The 18622-nt window shown below is 46.5% G+C and carries 20 protein-coding genes; all 20 read right to left on the bottom strand.

Annotated features, from left to right (window positions below):
• Positions 1-15 precede the first annotated feature (15 nt).
• The 20 genes from frr to fliR all read right to left on the bottom strand — a co-directional run bounded on the left by frr (position 16) and on the right by fliR (position 18621).
• Positions 16-573 (bottom strand): ribosome recycling factor, encoded by a 558-nt coding sequence (gene frr / locus AB1L17_RS00955; protein ID WP_412843115.1) that lies wholly within the window; start codon positions 571-573, stop codon positions 16-18.
• 2 nt (positions 574-575) lie between these two features.
• Positions 576-1298, bottom strand: coding sequence for a UMP kinase (pyrH, locus tag AB1L17_RS00950; RefSeq protein ID WP_412843116.1), 723 nt, complete (start codon positions 1296-1298; stop codon positions 576-578).
• A gap of 159 nt (positions 1299-1457) precedes the next feature.
• Positions 1458-2345 carry a translation elongation factor Ts gene (gene tsf, locus AB1L17_RS00945; RefSeq protein ID WP_412843117.1) on the bottom strand — a complete coding sequence of 296 codons (888 nt, stop codon included), beginning with the start codon at positions 2343-2345 and terminating at the stop codon, positions 1458-1460.
• 139 nt (positions 2346-2484) lie between these two features.
• Positions 2485-3195, bottom strand: a complete 711-nt coding sequence (rpsB, locus tag AB1L17_RS00940; RefSeq protein WP_069849249.1) for a 30S ribosomal protein S2 — start codon at positions 3193-3195, stop codon at positions 2485-2487.
• Between the two features lie 249 nt (positions 3196-3444).
• Entirely contained in the window at positions 3445-4119 is a 675-nt protein-coding gene (locus AB1L17_RS00935; RefSeq protein ID WP_412843118.1) for a DNA polymerase III subunit gamma/tau, read from the bottom strand.
• Positions 4112-4627, bottom strand: coding sequence for a DUF6115 domain-containing protein (locus AB1L17_RS00930; protein ID WP_412843119.1), 516 nt, complete (start codon positions 4625-4627; stop codon positions 4112-4114). The genes AB1L17_RS00935 and AB1L17_RS00930 overlap by 8 nt, the downstream gene beginning before the upstream one ends.
• A 37-nt stretch (positions 4628-4664) precedes the next feature.
• Positions 4665-5000 (bottom strand): hypothetical protein, encoded by a 336-nt coding sequence (locus tag AB1L17_RS00925; RefSeq protein ID WP_412843120.1) that lies wholly within the window; start codon positions 4998-5000, stop codon positions 4665-4667.
• Between the two features lie 47 nt (positions 5001-5047).
• The gene (locus AB1L17_RS00920; RefSeq protein ID WP_412843121.1) at positions 5048-6466 is read right to left on the bottom strand and encodes a flagellar assembly protein A; all 1419 of its coding nucleotides are present in this window, start codon (positions 6464-6466) and stop codon (positions 5048-5050) included.
• A 30-nt stretch (positions 6467-6496) separates the two neighbouring features.
• Entirely contained in the window at positions 6497-7285 is a 789-nt protein-coding gene (locus tag AB1L17_RS00915; RefSeq protein ID WP_412843122.1) for a FliA/WhiG family RNA polymerase sigma factor, read from the bottom strand.
• A gap of 16 nt (positions 7286-7301) precedes the next feature.
• A complete protein-coding gene (locus tag AB1L17_RS00910) occupies positions 7302-7682 on the bottom strand; it encodes a hypothetical protein (protein ID WP_412843123.1) in 381 nt (126 codons plus the stop codon).
• 3 nt (positions 7683-7685) lie between these two features.
• Positions 7686-8171, bottom strand: coding sequence for a chemotaxis protein CheD (locus AB1L17_RS00905; RefSeq protein ID WP_412843124.1), 486 nt, complete (start codon positions 8169-8171; stop codon positions 7686-7688).
• Complete coding sequence (locus AB1L17_RS00900) at positions 8158-8784, bottom strand: chemotaxis protein CheC (protein ID WP_412843125.1); 627 nt, start codon at positions 8782-8784, stop codon at positions 8158-8160. The genes AB1L17_RS00905 and AB1L17_RS00900 overlap by 14 nt, the downstream gene beginning before the upstream one ends.
• Positions 8785-8789: 5 nt before the next feature.
• Positions 8790-9266 carry a chemotaxis protein CheW gene (locus AB1L17_RS00895; RefSeq protein ID WP_412843126.1) on the bottom strand — a complete coding sequence of 159 codons (477 nt, stop codon included), beginning with the start codon at positions 9264-9266 and terminating at the stop codon, positions 8790-8792.
• 16 nt (positions 9267-9282) lie between these two features.
• Positions 9283-11307: a chemotaxis protein CheA gene (locus AB1L17_RS00890; protein ID WP_412843127.1), complete on the bottom strand. Its 2025-nt coding sequence runs from the start codon at positions 11305-11307 to the stop codon at positions 9283-9285.
• A gap of 21 nt (positions 11308-11328) precedes the next feature.
• Positions 11329-12444 (bottom strand): protein-glutamate methylesterase/protein-glutamine glutaminase, encoded by a 1116-nt coding sequence (locus AB1L17_RS00885; RefSeq protein WP_412843128.1) that lies wholly within the window; start codon positions 12442-12444, stop codon positions 11329-11331.
• 31 nt (positions 12445-12475) lie between these two features.
• Positions 12476-13339 carry a MinD/ParA family protein gene (locus AB1L17_RS00880; RefSeq protein WP_412843129.1) on the bottom strand — a complete coding sequence of 288 codons (864 nt, stop codon included), beginning with the start codon at positions 13337-13339 and terminating at the stop codon, positions 12476-12478.
• A gap of 4 nt (positions 13340-13343) precedes the next feature.
• The gene (gene flhF, locus AB1L17_RS00875) at positions 13344-14687 is read right to left on the bottom strand and encodes a flagellar biosynthesis GTPase FlhF (protein ID WP_412843130.1); all 1344 of its coding nucleotides are present in this window, start codon (positions 14685-14687) and stop codon (positions 13344-13346) included.
• Positions 14684-16726, bottom strand: coding sequence for a flagellar biosynthesis protein FlhA (flhA, locus tag AB1L17_RS00870; protein ID WP_412843131.1), 2043 nt, complete (start codon positions 16724-16726; stop codon positions 14684-14686). The genes flhF and flhA overlap by 4 nt, the downstream gene beginning before the upstream one ends.
• An 18-nt stretch (positions 16727-16744) precedes the next feature.
• Positions 16745-17842, bottom strand: coding sequence for a flagellar biosynthesis protein FlhB (gene flhB / locus AB1L17_RS00865; protein ID WP_412843132.1), 1098 nt, complete (start codon positions 17840-17842; stop codon positions 16745-16747).
• Positions 17839-18621, bottom strand: coding sequence for a flagellar biosynthetic protein FliR (gene fliR, locus AB1L17_RS00860; protein ID WP_412843133.1), 783 nt, complete (start codon positions 18619-18621; stop codon positions 17839-17841). The genes flhB and fliR overlap by 4 nt, the downstream gene beginning before the upstream one ends.
• Between the last annotated feature and the right edge of the window lies 1 nt (position 18622).

Genomic DNA, 18622 nt, shown 5'->3' with positions numbered 1-18622 from the left:
GGGGACTACCATTACCTATACTTCCAAAATGTCTTTTTCTTTGTCCTTGACAGTCTTGTCAACTTCAGCGATGAATTTATCCGTAGTCTTTTGGATCGTTTCTTGGTGACGACGGGAATCATCTTCAGAAATGGTAGCAGCCTTTTCCAGCTTTTTGATTTCCTCGTTTGCATCGCGACGGATGTTACGAATCGCTACCTTTGCTTCTTCTCCACCTTTTCCAGCCAGCTTCACCAGCTCTTTACGACGCTCTTCTGTGAGTGGAGGAATGATCAGGCGGATAATCACGCCATCGTTGGATGGAGAAATTCCCAAATCCGATTGCTGCAGCGCACGATCAATTTCTTTGAGCGCTGTTTTATCCCATGGCTGGATAGTCAGCATACGTGGTTCTGGTACGCTGATGTTTGCCAATTGACTGATCGGTGTTGGCGAGCCATAGTAATCTACTGTTACGCGGTCCAGCATCGCTGGGTTCGCACGTCCTGCACGCAGGCTGGACAGGTCTTTTTTCAAAGCATTGATCGCTTTATTCATGCGATCTTCCATGTCTTTTAGCACAGTTTGTGGCATAATTATTCCCCTTTCACCAGAGTACCGATTTTGTCGCCCATTACTGCCCGACGAATATTACCTTCTTCAGAAATGTTAAAGACGATCAATGGAATACTGTTATCCATGCACAGGCTGGATGCTGTAGAATCCATGACGCCCAAACCTTTGTTCAGCACTTCCAGGAATGTCAACTGGTCGTACTTCTGAGCGTTCGGGTCAAGGCTCGGGTCTGCAGAGTACACACCGTCAACCTTGTTTTTCGCCATCAGGATCACTTCTGCTTCGATCTCAGCCGCGCGCAGTGCAGCAGTCGTATCCGTTGAAAAGTAAGGGTTACCAGTGCCGGCAGCGAAGATGACCACACGCATTTTTTCCAAATGACGAATGGCACGACGGCGTATGTATGGTTCTGCTACCTGTCTCATCTCAATCGAGGTTTGAACACGAGTCGGGACGTTCACTTTTTCTAACCCATCCTGCAAGGCGAGTGAGTTCATAATTGTGGCCAGCATCCCCATGTAATCGGCTGTAGCCCGATCCATGCCTTTAGAGCTGCCGGAAAGTCCGCGCCAGATGTTACCTCCTCCGACGACTACTGCGACTTGTACACCCAATTCTACGATTTCCTTGATCTGGTTAGCGACGGAGAAAATAACTTTAGGGTCAATACCATAACCCAAGTCCCCCGCCAGTGCTTCCCCACTCAACTTTAACACAACCCGTTTATAGGCAGGAAGTGGCATGTGAAACGGCCTCCATTCATGAATCATTCTCTGTGCCCAGTCTTCATTCCTTCTACAAGGGAACAGGTACACACTTCTATTTACATGCAGAGAGTTTCACACAAAGTGAAACTCTCGCTTTGAAAATAGGGAACACGAAGGTGTTCCCTATAACCTTTATTATTGCTTATTTACTTGCGCCATTACTTCAGCTGCGAAGTCTTCTTGTTTCTTCTCGATACCTTCGCCTACTTGGAAGCGAGCGAATTCTTTCAAGGTAGCACCTGCTTCTTTCAACAGTGCAGCTACTTTCTTGTCAGGATCTTTAACAAATGGTTGTTCAACCAGTACGTACTCTTCGAAGAACTTGGAGAGACGGCCCTCTACCATTTTCTCAACGATGTTAGCAGGCTTGCCTTCAGCCAGTGCTTGGTTTTTCAGAACTTCACGCTCACGCTCGATCTCATCAGCGGAAACTTCTTCACGGTTAGCAAAACGTGGGTTGGACGCTGCAGCGTGCATTCCCAGGTCTCTAGCGAGTGTCTCGTCTTGTGTACCTTCCAAAGTAACCAGAACGCCGATACGGCCACCCATGTGCAGGTAAGCACCGAATACGCCAGCGTCAGTTTTCTCAGAGATTGCGAAACGACGGAAGGAGATGTTTTCTCCGATAGTCGCGATTTTCTCGTTGATTACATGAGCCAAAGTTTCGCCAGCGCCTTTGAATGGTTGCTCCAAAGCTGCTTCAACAGATGCAGGACGTTGGGATACAACGTGCTCAGCGATGTCTTTTACAAGTGTTTGGAACTCAGGGTTTTTACCAACGAAGTCTGTCTCGCAGTTTACTTCTACAACTGCTGCAACGTTACCCGCGATTGCTGTAGCAGTCAAACCTTCTGCTGCGATGCGTCCGGATTTTTTCGCTGCTTTCGCTACACCGCGCTCACGGAGCAAGTCAATTGCTTTTTCCATGTCACCTGCTGTTTCTTCCAACGCGCGTTTGCAATCCATCATACCTGCGCCTGTACGCTCGCGCAGTTCTTTAACCGCTTGTGCACTAATTGCCATTGAGTGAAACCTCCTCGGAAAGTTACGATCCTATTATAGTCGAAAAGCATGTCGCCTGCTAACAACTTGGCGACGCTATTCAGCAAAAAAGGATGGACGGGGGTTCTGACACCCTCAGTCCACCCTTTAACACACATGCTTACGCAGTTGTTGTTGCTTGTTGCTCTGTTCCTTGGTTTCCTTCTTGCAGAGCGTCTGCCATTTTAGCAGTGAGCAATTTCACAGCGCGAATTGCGTCATCGTTACCTGGGATCACATAATCGATTTCATCTGGATCGCAGTTAGTATCTACGATAGCAACGATTGGGATACCCAATTTACGAGCTTCTGCTACAGCGATGCGCTCTTTACGAGGATCGATAACAAACAGAGCGTCAGGCAGTTTATCCATGTGAGCGATACCGCCCAAGAATTTTTCCAGACGATCCATTTCTTTGCGCAGAACGATAACTTCTTTCTTAGGCAATACTTCGAAAGTACCATCGTTTTCCATACGCTTCAGCTCAGCCAAGCGAGATGTACGTTTTTTGATGGTAGTGAAGTTTGTCAGAGTACCACCCAACCAACGTTGGTTGATGAAGTAGTGACCTGTGCGTTCTGCTTCTTCTTTAACGGATTCTTGTGCTTGTTTCTTCGTACCAACGAAGAGCACTTTACCGCCGTCTTGAGCGAGTTCACGTACGAAGTTGTACGCTTCCTCTACTTTTTTAACGGTTTTTTGCAGGTCGATAATGTAGATTCCGTTACGTTCGGTGAAGATATAGCGAGCCATTTTCGGGTTCCAACGACGAGTTTGGTGACCGAAGTGTACACCAGCCTCGAGCAATTGTTTCATCGAAATTACTGCCATATTTCACACCTCCTTCAAAAATGGTTTTTGTGATGCCTACCTCCGCCTCACCGCATGTTCCAAGCAATTCTGCCTATAGGCAGCACCGTTGCCGGAATTGGTGGACGTGCGATTTCAACACCGTAAATGAATATATCATATGGGAGTTTCAATTGCAACAAACGAATTCCATTTATTTCGTAAAAAATAGTTTTGGCCATCTTTGGTTAACCACAAGTGTTCGCATTATGATCCATTGAAAAAACCGCCTTATTTTTTAGGCGGTGTTGTAATCAATTTAACAATGTCTGCTTCCTTAGCAGAGTTGGACACCTCATAGGTGCCGACCCGAATACGGTCTAGCTTGTCGCTAGCGCGGAGCTGTGCCACAAATTGATTCTCTGCAGGAAGAATTCCTTCCTTTACAAGAATGTTCGCGACATCCTCTGCGGTTGCTTTGTAAGGGACAGTGAAAGAAACCTTCTTATCAACTGTTGGCGCCTCCACTGTTGGAGCTGTAGGTGCCACCACGTTAGTTGCTGGTGTTTGCGTGGTCGGTACTGTTTGGTTCGGTTGTGTGCCCTTACTTACTGGATTTACTGAGGGAGCGACCTTTTGCTCTTGTGGTGCTGCAGGTGCCGCTGGCTGTACAGTAGGCGTCTGCGGCTCTTTTGTGACAGGTGGCGCAGTTTGCCCTACCTTTGGTGATTCTGGAGCCTTAGGCCCTCCTGGGGCTGGCTGTAGGTTCACTTTCTTTTCTTCCTGCCACTGTTTGTATTCTTCTGCGGTGAGCACGACCATTTCCAGCTCTTGTGCTGCTACTTTCATCTGGTCTGCAGTCATGGCAGGGGCTGGAGCAGCCTGTTTAGGCGCTAACAGCCCAAGAATTGATGTAGCCACAATTAAACCTGCTCCAAAGCCGAATAATAGCTCTTGTTTACGCATCGGCAAGACCTCGCTCATGCTTGTCTGCCAAGGAGAAGATCAGATCGATTTCTCCTCTGCCAGCACCGAGTCGTTTTGCGATCTCATCCGGAGACAAGCCTTCTTTACTCAGCTCAAATACACGGCGATACCGTTCACGCAAAGCGAGCATATCCACATCTTGAACTTGCGAAGCTGGTTCTATTACGTCGGTGTTCTTCGGAGCGTCTTGCTTGTGGCTTATGCTCTGCTTTAACTGCTGATCCATGTTGTCTAATCTCTTGTGCAGACTAGCGATATCCTGTAGTAGATCCGCTCTCATTTCTTGCCACTCAGAAGCAAGAAGATTTGTTTCTTGCTTCCATTGTTTTTGAAGACGCTGCATATTTTTTTCAAGCTCGTCCTTGTCCGTTGTGCGTTGTGTCGGTAAGGAGGAAAAGGAGTCAACAGGCTGCTTCTTTTTAATGACGAACGCAAGAAGCATACTGATGATTCCTGCTCCGATCAGGATGGGATACACTACGTCCATGTTGTCCACCTTTATTTCTGGCTTGGCTTCATTTCTTTTATAATGAAATATCAATAATGCGTCCACGCAACGGATCTCTCATTAGATCAGCGCTCGTAGATATACCCTCACTCGATCCGGACATTTGGCTCTCCGAGGATTCATTTTTGTCCTGATGTTGCTGCCCTTGCTTTTTCTCTCTTTCACGTATCTCGTTCTTCTGTGATTGCTCAATATCGCCAGGACGCTGGCGCATGTGTTCATCCAGCTCTCTGCGCTGATCAATCATCGATTGTTGTTCATGCATGGAACGTTGTTGCTGATGCTCCTGAATACGGCTGACTTCTAACGTACGTGGTATTGCCACCTGTAATTCAACCGCTTTCAAACTCATATGGCCCCAACTCCCTTATTTGCACTAGTTAGAAAGAGCATCCTTGATCAGATAAGAGTTGCTGTGCTAATCTCACCGTCGAGCACAATAAAGCGCGTTCTCGCATACTCATGCTTGATAAAGTGCACGAGCTTTCCAAACGTCATTTTGATTCCTGGATACATCACATGATACGCCTCAATTGCTGCTGGGCCTTCGCCTTTCAACTCAAGCTCGATATCATTTCTGCGTGCTTCCAGTTCCTTGCTTTCTTTTTCGAGAACCAAACGAGTATTGGTTAGCTTGATTTGCATGAGTCGTTTGTCAGCAGGCAGTTCTTTGCTTACTTGGAGAATCTGATTAATAACTCCCAAGCCCTGGTCTGTTTTGCGTAAATTTTCATACACATTTTGCAGTTCTTTCTGAATATTCGCTAGCTCTTGCCTTAATTCTGGTTTTACCCCTACCTCTAGAATAGTAGGTGTGGCGCTGCTGTTCCCAAATACACGAGCTGCGATCTTTTCACCTGCTTGCAGCACGCCCCCAATGATAAAGCCTTTTGCCCCTTTGCAAATAATTTGCTTTCCGGCTCTTACTGTTGAGAACATAATGCTTTGCGAAACGATCACTTGATTGCCTGCCGTGACATTGGCGTTTTGGATAAAGGATGTCCGGACGTCTTTTCCCGCAACGATGCAGCCTTTGTCCTGCGCAACAATCCCGCTTTTGATTTCAATCGAGCCTTCCGCGTACAACTCAGCGCCTTCTACACTGCCTAGTACACGGATATCCCCTGATGACTTTACGCGAAAGCCATTCAATACGTTCCCGCGAATGACCACCGTTCCCACAAAATCAATATTGCCAACACCAAAATCAACATCCCCGTTTACTTCAAATACGGGAAAGACATTCATTTTTACCTGGTCTGTAAAGGAAACTTGTCCGTCAATTGCAGCGTATAACATCGTTCGCTCTTGATTCAGAACAACATTTTTCCCAGGCTTTATGTTTATTTCCTTGCCGGCTTTGGGAGCGATGGGCTCTCCGGTAACTGCTGTGCCTGGGCTTCCCGGGCTAGCTGATGTCTTGCGGGCCAAGAGCTGTCCTTTTGCCACGTTGGGAATGGTTGTAACATTATAGAAATCAACCCGTCCATCCTCTAGCTCTTTTGGACCTTCCCCTTCATTAATAGATGCCAAATACGGATATTCGATTGTTGCATCGGAACCGGGCACAGGAGCAACACCCTGCGCAATTTTTAGTCTCGCGTTTGCATACTTCGCGGGCAAAGTACATAATTTCTGAATTTCCTCATCGAGGATTCCATATTTCACATTGTTTGCCTGCAGCGCTTTGTATACATCATTTTCCATGACAACAATGTCGTCAATATCTTGTTCGTCGACCCTTAGAAGTACTTCAGCCTCAAGTTTATCAGCTGAAATTTTTACTTCTATTCTATATTTCCCGATCCCTTCCATCATTCTACCCCTCTCAAGCTTGGGTAATTTCTTTTACATCAATTGCGATTTCCATCTGGACAACGCAGAACGAAGTCGGAAAAGAGCCTTGGAATGCAGCTGGGATATCCTTGAAGGTGACAAGCTCATGATTTCCGCTATTTCAGATAAAGTCATTTCTTCGAAGTAAAACAAGGAGACAACCAACCGTTCCTTTTCAGGCAATTTGTCGATGACTGTTACGAGAACCTCTTTTAAGCTGGATACTTCCGCCACATTATCAGGACGTGGTGTAAGCTCATCGATGATATACGAATGTCTTGCTGTTTTCTGTTCGTCTTCATCCCCTACTGCCTCATCGATCGAAACCATGCTGGCAAGAGACGTTTCCAGGAAAACCTGTTGAAGCTCCTTTTTGCTTATCCCCAGATATTCAGATACTTCTTGATCGGTTGGCATTCGCAGCATTTGCTGTTCTAAGGTTGTATATGCTTCTTCGATTTTTTTGGCCTTGTCTCGGACGGTACGAGGGATCCAGTCGTTCTCGCGGAGTCCATCGATCATCGCGCCACGAATACGCCACATGGCATACGTCTCAAATTGCAGACCCCGGGTATGATCGAACTTGGCCAAAGCGTCCAACAGTCCAAAGCGACCATAACTAATCAAGTCATCCTTGTCCACATTCGCCGGCAAATTAATCGCTAACCGATTTGCCACCTTGTCTACCAGTGGCAAAAACCGCGTGACCAAGTCTACCTCCGCCTCGCGACTACCCTCTTGTTTCCACATGACCCATTTATCGAATTCTTTTGCTTTTTCTTGACTGGTTAGCCGTGCCACGAATAGTCACCAACCTTTACTCATCTGATAAGCGCCTAACGACCTCTGCAACGGTGGCTGGATCCTCAGTTGGATGAATCCTTTCCATCTTGTTGATTGAGAGTGGTGCAAATGTTTGATCTTCCTCGTTTACTTGTCCGATTTCCAGTACAACCCCACCTTCCGCTAGAGGAGAGCTTGTCCCCTCTAGCGCGTCAGTAACCATTGGTGGGGTGGATGACTGTATGAACGTTGCGAGCAGCCAGCGAATTGGAAATGCAGCGAGGAAGAATAGAACAAATGCAATACCTGCCCTCTCCAGTGACACTAGCCAGACATTACTTGCCACCGCCGTAACCAGCGTTACAAGAAATGCGAGCATTCCTAAGCCAAAATTAATCCAAATGGTTCCTAACATTCGTTATACTTCCTTCACACCTTGATTTACGGTCCTGATTTGAAGAATACCGTTTGTGGCATCTAACTCTATCGTCCGACCGCAGTTTCCCCCTGTATCTTCTGCCACGATCTTTATATGAGCATCCTTCAAAGCAAGCTTGCATGCCTCTACATTACGAGGCCCAATCCGCATGGTGTCATTATTACCTAAAAAAGCGAACATTTGAGCACCGCCAGCTATCTTAGCAACCGTATGCTTCGACTGCGCACCAGCCTTCTCCATCAGTTGAATCAGATGGGGTATTGCCGTATCCGCGTACTTGCCAATGGATAGCTCTCCGCCTTTAGCCAGTGACGATTCAGGGAGCATAACATGTGCCATACCTGCAATTTTATGGATATGATCGTAGAGCACTACCCCTACGCAAGAACCTAACCCGGTGGTACGAAGCTTACTCGGCGGCTTTGCCACACCGAGATCAGCCATCCCTATCTTAATAATCTCCATCGAACGGAACCCCTAATGAACGAAATAGTATTGGGAGCGATTCAGGATCAGGAATTAAGAAAAAGTTCCCTTTTATTTGGTCATTGCCTTCAAAAAAAGCGGTGTCAATCGTGAGGGCAAAGTCACCCGCTTGACCCAACGCTATTAATCCGTAGCTTAGAATAGCTCCAGCCATATCCACAGCAAGTGCAGGTACGGACGGCTGCAAATTTAGCTGTGTAAAATCAGCTAACGATGAAAGATAAGAACCCGTTAAGATGTTTCCAATCTCATGCAGCGCTGAAATCTCCAATTCTTCCCACTCGTACACATCTTTATTGATTCCCGTGATTTGCTCGAGCAGGTGCTTAGCAGAATCTAGATCAAGGATGAAGAACATGTTCCCCGGGCTATCCCCTTCGACCCGAAGGAAGACCGTAACCACTACAGTTTCCGCTCCCCCTACACAATCTGCGACTTCGTCAAAGGGAATAATGCTAACTTGAGGAACTTTCATATCGATTTCTTTTTGCATGAGCTTGGAGAGAGCCGTGGCAGCGTGACCAGCACCGATGTTCCCGATTTCCCGTAAAACGTCAAATTGGAAATCCCCAAACTTCGTAAAATCACCCATGTCGCTTACCCCTCAATTGCGTCCAACTGCTTGATTTCCTCTGTGCTCAGAACCTTATCGAGGTTTAAGAGGATTAACAGTCGCTTGTCCAGCTTAGCGACGCCTCGCAAATAAGCTGCTTCCACTCCTCCTACAACCTCAGGAGGTGGTTCAATCGCATCAACTGGAATGTCGATGACATCGTTAGCAGCATCTACAATCAGCCCAACTTCCAACTCGCCTACCGCTACGATAATGATCCGCGTCGCTTCGGAATAGACGCTTTCTTCGAGCGAAAAGCGATTTCGCAAGTCGATAATCGGTGTCACGACTCCACGAAGGTTAATAACGCCTTTGACGAAACTAGGCGTTCGAGGAACTCTTGTGATATGCTCCAGCTTTTCAATGGATTTCACTTGATGAACTTCTACACCATACTCTTCGTCCTTCAATCGAAAGACAATCACTTTGACTTCGCTAACGACTTCTTTTTGATCGAGCATGTGGCTGCCCCTCCTTCTACTTAATCAGTGAGTTACAATCTATGATGAGCGCGACTTGACCGTCTCCAAGTATCGTTGCGCCAGAAATGGCAAATACATTGACGAGATATTTGCCGAGAGATTTAAGTACAATCTCTTGTTGGCCGATGAACGAATCGACGACAAGTCCTGCCATTTTCTCACCTTTGCGGACGATGACAACTGCCACTTCATCTTCTGTCGTTTCACCATTATCAGGCACTTGGAAAATGTCCTGGAGCGACACGAGCGGAACAACTCGTCCACGGAAGTCGATCACTTTTTGGCGGTGAGCCATCATAATTTGATCTTTTTTGAATACAGCCGTCTCAATAATGGAGCTAAGTGGGACTGCGTATTTTTCATCTTTCACTTGTACCAGCATCGCGGAGATGATGGAGAGTGTCAGTGGCAATTGAATGAGGAATGTAGTACCTTGACCGCGCACAGAATCTACACCGACGCTACCGCCCAACGATTCAATTTTGGATTTCACAACATCCAGCCCAACACCGCGACCGGAAATATCCGAAATAACCTCTGCTGTACTAAATCCTGCTGCAAACAACAGCTCGTGGATCTGTTTGTCACTCATGCTATCTGCGTTGGCAGGATTCACGATGCCACGTTCAAGCGCTTTTTTCAGTACTTTATCCTTGTTGATTCCGGCACCATCGTCTTTTACTTCGATAAATACGTGGTTGCCACTGTGGAAAGCTCGCAGCTCGATTGTGCCTTCTTCCGGCTTCCCAGCTTTTTTCCGATCTGCTGGAGACTCAATTCCGTGGTCAAGCGAGTTTCGCAGTAAGTGATTCAGCGGATCACCGATTTCATCGATAACGGTACGATCCAATTCTGTCTCTGCACCGATAATCTCCAGATTCACTTTTTTATTCAGATCTTTTTGCAAATCACGAATCATACGCGGGAATCGATTAAATACTTGCTCGACTGGAACCATGCGCATGGTCAGAATGATGTTTTGCAGATCGCCACTGATGCGGCTCATATGCTCCACGGTTTCTTGCAGTTCGCTTTTTCCGATCTCGCGTGCGAGCTGCTCCAGTCGACCGCGGTCGATCACTAATTCACTGAACAAATTCATCAAGATATCCAACCGCTCGATATCAACACGAATCGTTTTTCCACCTGCAGCCGCCTTTTTCACAGGTGCCTGAGGAGCTTCCGCTGCTCCCTTCTCAGCAGGTGCGGATGTCTGTTGCACAACTGGAGCAGGTGGGGCTTCTTTTTTCAATTGAATCGTATCGATTGTCACATCTTGGATTTCCGAAATGTTAAGAATCGTATTGCGAACTTTTTCAATCGGTTGCATCGTCACATATGCGATTTCAAACGATTGTTCAAAGCGCTCATTCTCGATATCTTCAACCGCTGGCTTCGTTTTGATCACTTCACCCATGGACTCCAATTGATCAAAAACCATGTAGGAGCGAGCAGCCTTGAGCAAGCAGTTTTCATTTAATGTGACTTTGATCCACACAACGTTGTTGCCTTGCTCTTGCGACTGTTGCAAGACCATAATCGCATAATCATCCAGCTCGTGATCTTCTGCCTGGGTACTTTCCTCTTGCGGTGCTTCTACTACTGTCATCGTAGCGGCTATTTCCTGCTCAGCAGAAAAGTCGCCTGCTACAATGGCTCTCAGCTTCTTAACAATTGCGGATACATCCGCTGAACCGTCTCCGCCTTCTGTAATATCGATTACCATTCCTTCGATCAAATCTACGCTTTGAAAAATAGCGTCCATGATATCGCTGGTAATGGTTAATTTCTGATTGCGAATCAGGTCAAGCACGTTTTCCGCTTCATGAGTCAAGCTCGCCATGTCTTCGAAGCCCATGGTTGCTGACATACCTTTCAATGTATGCGCGGAACGAAAAATTTCTTTGACGTGGCCAATATTACCCGGATCACTTTCCAAGAGTAATAGATTAGCGTTGATTGCCTGTAGGTGCTCCTTTGACTCCTCAATAAACATGTCCAAATACTGATTCATATCCATAGGTGATCCACCTCCCAAAAATCAGTGCAAGAGCTTGCACAACAGCTCTGGAATCTTCTCCAATGGGGCCACATTGTCGGCCAAACCTGCTTGAATCGCCGCTCGTGGCATCCCGTAAACGACACAACTCGACTCATCTTCGACAATGCTTGTGACGCTGCCCAGCTCCTTCATGAGCTTTAGCCCTTTAGTCCCATCATTTCCCATGCCTGTCATGATGATTGCCCATTTGTCTACATTTGTCAATCGACTGACTGATTCAAAAAGAATGTCGACAGATGGTCTGTGACCGCCTCGTGGCTCCTCTTGATGTAAATGGGCCTGTAGCCTTCCATTCACCTGTCGAACTTCGAAATGAAAGCCTCCTGGAGCGATGTAAGCTGTACCATTCTCGAGATACTCGCCATCCACTACTTCGGTCACTCTGATTTGGCACAACGAGTCTAACCGATTTGCTAACGATTTTGTGAAACCTGCTGGCATATGTTGAACGATGGCAATTGGCGCCGGGAAGTTCGCCGGAATTGCAGTAAGTACACTCTGCAATGCTTTAGGCCCACCCGTGGATGTACCTAGAACCACCAGTCTTGCCTTTCCGCCCACTTGTGTACGCAACACGGCAGGCGGGCTCGGTATTTTCGTACGGATAACTGGGGATGCCGGTGTAACAAGTGCTGCTGTCGGATCTAATGATACGGGTTTGATTACTCGCGGCGTCATTTTTCTCATGCGAACTTTGGAGGCTGCTGCAGCCTTAACTCGCTCGATAAGTCGATCGCCTACTTTATGGATGTCCAGAGAAATTGGACCTGATGGCTTCGTGACAAAATCAAACGCACCTAGCTCCAATGCATGAATCGTAGCTTCTGCCCCTTCTTTCGTCAGGCTACTTAACATGACGATAGGGAGAGGGCATTCATTCATTAGTTTTTCCAGAGCGTCCAGCCCGTTCATGACCGGCATTTCAATGTCGAGTGTGAGAACATCCGGAGCTAGTTCTTTACACTTTTCAATACATTCGAGTCCGTTCTTCGCTCGATCAATGACTTCAATCTCAGAATCCGTAGATAATATGTCCGTAATCACTTTACGCATAAATGCAGAATCGTCCGTGACGAGAACGCGAATTTTGCTCATTCGAATGTCGCTCCCTTCCTACTTTTATGTCTCATCGTATGAAGTGCCTCAACCTCGCAAGAAAACCTTTGAGCCCACTGACAGAAGCATCTGAAGCAACCGGACGATCCAAATACCGCTCAACCAGATTTCGTATGCTTCTCGCGGCTTGCGATTGTGGATATGTAAGTAGAAAAGGACGCTGCTGTTTTACAGCTTTTGAAACATAAGGATCATCCGACACATATCCAAGCGACTGAATTTCCATATTCAAAAAACGTTTGGAAACCATCGTGAGCTTGTCCGCAGTCATTTTCCCTTCCCTTTCCGACGATGCTCGGTTTATCACCAATCGAATGGAGACAGCCGGATTACGTGCGTGTAGCATCTTGATGACTGCATATGCATCGGTTATCGCTGGGGGTTCGGGTGTAGTAACGAGAATGACCTCATCTGAGGAGAGCATGAACCGCATGGATTCCTTGGAAAAGCCTGCTCCCGTATCAAAAATGATTGTGTCGGCATAGCCTTGCAGCGGGTCCAGATGCGAGAACAAGCGATCAAGCTTGTGATCATCTAGCTGCATAATCTGCGTAAATCCAGAACCACCTGCGATGAATTCTAAGCCGCCAGGTCCGTTCTCGATAATGTCCCAAACAGTCGTATCTGGCTCTAACAAATGAAACAGATGCTTTTTCGGCGTAATTCCCATCAATACATCCAGATTTGCCAGACCCAGATCCAAGTCAAACAATACCGCCTTATGTCCCTTCTCGATCAAACCAAGCCCAAAATTCAAGCTGAAATTGGACTTGCCGACACCACCCTTTCCACTTGTCACTGTCACCAGTCTAGTTGGTCGTGTCTTCTTGTTTTGTAGCATCCGCTCACGGAGTTGCTCTGCTTGGTCACGCATCTGTTTACTCTCCCATAATCATCGTTGAAACTAACTCGGGCGTAGCGACAACGATATCATCTGGTACATTTTGACCTGTCGTTAAATAGGAGAGTTGTAGATTCATCTCCTGACAAACATTCAACATCGTGCCGAAGCTGTTCGTTTCATCAGCTTTTGTAAAAATAACTTGTTTCACTTGAACTTCCGCAAAATTTTGGGCGATCGCCTTCATGTCGTTGTATTTAGCGCTCAAGCTGAGCACCAGGTAGTTCACGCTGTCTTTTCCGTGCGCAAGCAACTCACGAATGCCTGCTACATATTCATCATTGCGAAAATTTCGCCCAGCCGTATCGACGAAAATGAGGTCACAATCGCTTAAGCGCTCCATCGCTGCAGCCATTTCTTTTGGAGAAAAGACAACTTCCAACGGGACATTCAGAATGTTTGCGTACGTCTTCAGTTGCTCTACAGCTGCCATTCGATACGTATCAGCCGTAATAAAGCCAATCTTTCGCTTCTCTTTTAACATGCTGTTTGCTGCAAGCTTCGCAATGGTCGTCGTTTTTCCTACTCCTGTCGGACCAAAGAAGAATGCGTATCGAACGTTCCTGCCAAGCGTTGCCGACGTTTCTGCGTACGGCTCAATCATGGAAGTGATGATTGTTCTACATGCTGTGAACGCTTCTTCCTCCGTCCACTTTTCACCCGGTTGGACCTTTTCCATGACTTTTCGAATAATTTCAGCGGTAAGCTCTTCTGTTACTTCCTGCTTCAATAGCTGGGCACGAACGGGCTGTATCGCCGCGGGCAATTGCTCACTTAAATCATGCACCAGCAGTTTTTGAAACATTTGACGCATATCCCGCATTTCGTTCGCGAGAGCGTCATGATTGCTTGCGAGTGAAGCTGTTTCCTTAGGCGTTACGACAGGTGCATGCTGCATGGTCGGCTCCACTTGTGAAGGCACATCTCTCATATCTTGGTACTCTACTCTTGGAGAAGTCGCAACCGCAGTTTGCGCCATCGCGGCTGCGACCTGCTCCTTGCCATCAGATTCGGTTTGTGTCTCCAACGTCTTTGGCACAGAGGGTCTTCGATACGCTTGAGCAGCCGTGTACGTCCCTGTCGGCGATTTGGGCAAAACGTTGTTGGCTCGATGTTCAGCCGCAACAGGGGTATTTACTCGATCGGATGCCTTTTCATCGACAGCGGCGACAACTTCGATTTGTTGTTTGCTAAACATCCCGAACAATCCACCTGTTTTGATCGGTTTGGAATTAAGAATGACCGCATCTATTCCTAAGTCCGTCCTGATTTTATCCATTGCTTCTGGCATCGAATCGACAATGTAACGTTTTACCCTCACGAAATGTTCACCATCCCTACGCTTTGCACTTCAACATGTGGTTCGAGCTCGCTGTACGACAAAACGGGTACGTCTGGCATCATTCGTTCTACCAATTGACGCAAGTACATTCGGATCGCCGGTGATGAAAGAATGATTGGCTGTTGACCCGAGTTGATCATTTTGCCCACTTCCGATGACATGTTCTGGAAGATCCTTTGTGACGTTTCCGGATCCATCGCTAGATAGCTTCCTTGCTCAGATTGTTCCACACGTTCGGAGATTACTTTTTCCAACCCAGCTCCGGCTGTAAGTACACGGAGTGGCTGCCCAGGCTCTGTAAATTGGAGCGTAATCTGTCTCGACATAGCCTGTCTCACATATTCTGTCAGCACATCTGGATCTTTTGTATACAAGGCATGATCCGCAAGTGCTTCGAGAATGACATTAAGATTGCGAACAGATACTTTTTCGCGCAACAGCTTCTGCAACACTTTTTGCACGTCCCCAATTGCTAGTAGACTTGGAATCAGCTCGTCTACGAGTACTGGTGCTGTCTCTCGTACATTGTCGATCAAGGCCCTTGTTTCTTGGCGTCCCAACAGTTCGTGTGCATGTCGCTTGATGACCTCTGTCAGATGAGTAGCCACAACAGATGGCGGATCGACTACCGTATAGCCAGACAGCTCAGCAATCTCCTTATTCTCTTCTGTTACCCATAATGCGGGCAATCCAAACGCAGGTTCTACGGTTTCTATTCCAACAATCGAATCGTCCTCGATCCCTGGGCTCATTGCCAGATAGTGATCCAGCATGATTTCCCCTTTTGCGACTTGGTTGCCTTTTATTTTGATCATGTATTCATTTGGTCGAAGCTGGATGTTGTCACGTATCCGTATGACCGGAACGACGATCCCCATCTCTAGTGCGATTTGTCTTCGAATCATAATGACCCGATCAAGCAGATCTCCTCCCTGCTTTACATCTGCAAGCGGGATTAAACCATATCCGAACTCGAATTCGATCGGATCGACCTGCAACAGGTTCACGACGCTTTCTGGACTGCGCACTTCCTCCATTTGCTGCTCTTCCACTTTGTCGGCTGACTCTTGTATTTGAATCTTTTGGTTCTTCTCCATTTTCCAGGCAGCAAAAGCCATAATCGCGCAAACTGGAAGTACAGGAAGAATCCCAATCGGTGTAAAGAGTCCTAGTAAAAGCATACATCCAGCTACGATATACAGAAGACGCGGGAAGCTGAACATTTGCTTGACGATGTCTTCTCCCAAACCTTCTCCAGATGTAGAACGAGTCACAATAATACCCGCTGCGGTCGAAATCAAGAGCGCTGGAATCTGGCTCACCAGTGCGTCCCCGACAGACATGGTAGTAAAACGTGATGCAGACTCGGCAAAACTCATGTCGTGAATGAGCATCCCGATGATAAAACCACCGATAATATTTACGATAAAAATGATAATACCCGCGATGGCGTCCCCTTTTACGAATTTACTGGCACCATCCATTGCTCCATAAAAGTCTGCTTCGTTCTCAATCTTTTTTCTTCGTACACGTGCTTCTGATTCTGTGATCATCCCTGCATTCAGATCCGCATCGATACTCATCTGTTTCCCTGGCATCGCATCCAGGGTAAATCGTGCAGCTACCTCTGCGACACGCTCAGAACCTTTTGTGATTACGATAAACTGAATGATGATCAAGATCAGGAACACAACGAAACCGACGACTTGATTACCACCGACTACGAAGCTACCAAACGTTTCGATAACCTTACCGCCTTCACCGTGCGAAAGAATGTTTCTTGTGGTCGACACGTTTAGAGCTAGTCGAAATAAGGTTGTAATGAGCAATACCGTCGGGAAGATCGAGAATTCCAACGTTTCTTTTGTGTACATCGACACAAGCAAGATGGTCAATGCAAGGGAGATATTCAGAATCAACAGTAAATCAAGTAGCGCTGAAGGAAGTGGGATTACCATCATGACAACAATGCTTATGACAAAAAGGATCGTACCGACTTCTTTAAATTTGAATCCCACTGGTTATCCTCCTTCCATTTATTTCACTTTCCCTTGCAGCTTGTAGACGTACGCGAGAACTTCCGCGACCGCTTTAAACATCTCTTCGGGAATTTGTTGCCCAACTTCAACTTGACTATAGAGAGCCCGGGCCAAGGGCTTGTTTTCCATGGTAACAATACGATGCTTCTTAGCTACTTCCCTTATTTTTAAAGCCAGGTAATCTTGTCCCTTGGCGATTACCGTCGGCGCACTCATCGCACTTGCATCATAACGAACAGCAACGGCAAAGTGAGTCGGGTTCGTAATAATGACATCTGCTTTGGGAAGCTCCTGCATCATCCGGCGAATGGCCATACTTCTTTGCCGTTCACGAATCTTCCCTTTAATGAGCGGATCACCTTCGGCTTGCTTATGCTCGTCCTTTAAATCCTGCTTGGACATTCGCAGCTGTTTTTCATGCTCATAACGCTGATACGCGTAGTCGAGGATAGCAAGAACGAAAAGCAATAATCCAAGATAGATTCCTAATTTTGTTACCTCTTCTGCAGTAAACGATAGGACTGCATCGATAGAAAGTAAGGAAAGCTGTACAACTTGTTCCTTTGAACTCCACAAAATGACATAGGCGACATAAATGCCTGCACTAATTTTTAACAAGGACTTGAGTAGCTCTACGATCGAGCGTAAGGAAAAAATTCGTTTTGCGCCTTGAATCGGATCGAGCTTTTCCAGCTTTATTTGCAGGGTTTCTGTACTAATTAACCAGCCCACCTGCATGTAGTTCACCGCAAATGCGACAAGGAAGCTTAAGGCCAATACAGGACCTATTATTTTTAATGCTTCAAATGCCAGCTGCATCACGATGACTTTTAAATTTTCTTCATTTACTTGCCAAGTGGTGTACGTAATCAATGACTCGCGCATGAGATCTTGAAAGGTACCGAACATAGAAGAACCAAGCATCATCAACAGAAAGAAAAATGCTGTCAATGATATGGCTGGGGAAAGATCCTGGCTTTTGGCAACTTGCCCTTTTTTTCGAGCGTCTTGCTTTTTCTTGGGCGTCGCTTTTTCTGTCTTTTCCCCATTAAAAAATTGAAGATCTACTTGATAAGAAAACCTCAATTGATTCATGGTGATCCTCCGAGCGATTTCATCATTTCTGCAAGTGCCCGGAACATAATCTCAAACAATCCGTTCAGGGTCAGCAAGAACGCAGGCATCACCACGATAAGCAGTAAAAAGCCAGCAAGCAGTTTTATGGGCAAACCCACCACAAAGATATTAAACTGCGGAACAGATTTGGCGATAATACCAAGAGAGAGATCAACCAGAAACAATGCTACGACAATTGGGGCCGCCATCATGAAGGCGCTCAAAAACATGGTTTGAAAAGTTTTAACGGCTGTCATCATGACGTTTTCGCTTCCAAATGCCGCCCACATAATGTCCACCGGTATTGCCTGATAGCTGTTTATCACTCCACGTATCAGCATATGATGTCCATCAATACTGAAAAAATAAAGAACAGCGAGAATGTTTTTAAAGTTACCTGTTACCGGGATGTACGCACCTGTCTTTGGATCGATAACGTTTGCCATCGCAAGACCCATCTGCATGTCCATCAGTCCACCGGCAACCTGAATAGCAATAAACATCATTTCACATATGTAACCGAGAATGACACCTACGAGTGCTTCTTTCATGACATACAGAATGAATGTCAAGTCCATGGGAATCTCGTTTTGTACAGGCAAGTATTGAAAACTGATTACTGCCATGATAAAGGCAAGACCAATCTTAAACTGGTTCGGTACGCCTCGAATAGAGAAGAATGGAGCCGATACGAAGAAGGCACTCATTCTAACAAACACGAGTAAGAACACGGGCAAATACATCAGAAAAAGATTCATA

The organism is Brevibacillus jepli, assembly GCF_047229145.1.
In the GTDB taxonomy this organism is placed as follows: domain Bacteria; phylum Bacillota; class Bacilli; order Brevibacillales; family Brevibacillaceae; genus Brevibacillus.
This window is presented reverse-complemented; position numbering and strand designations above follow the sequence as displayed.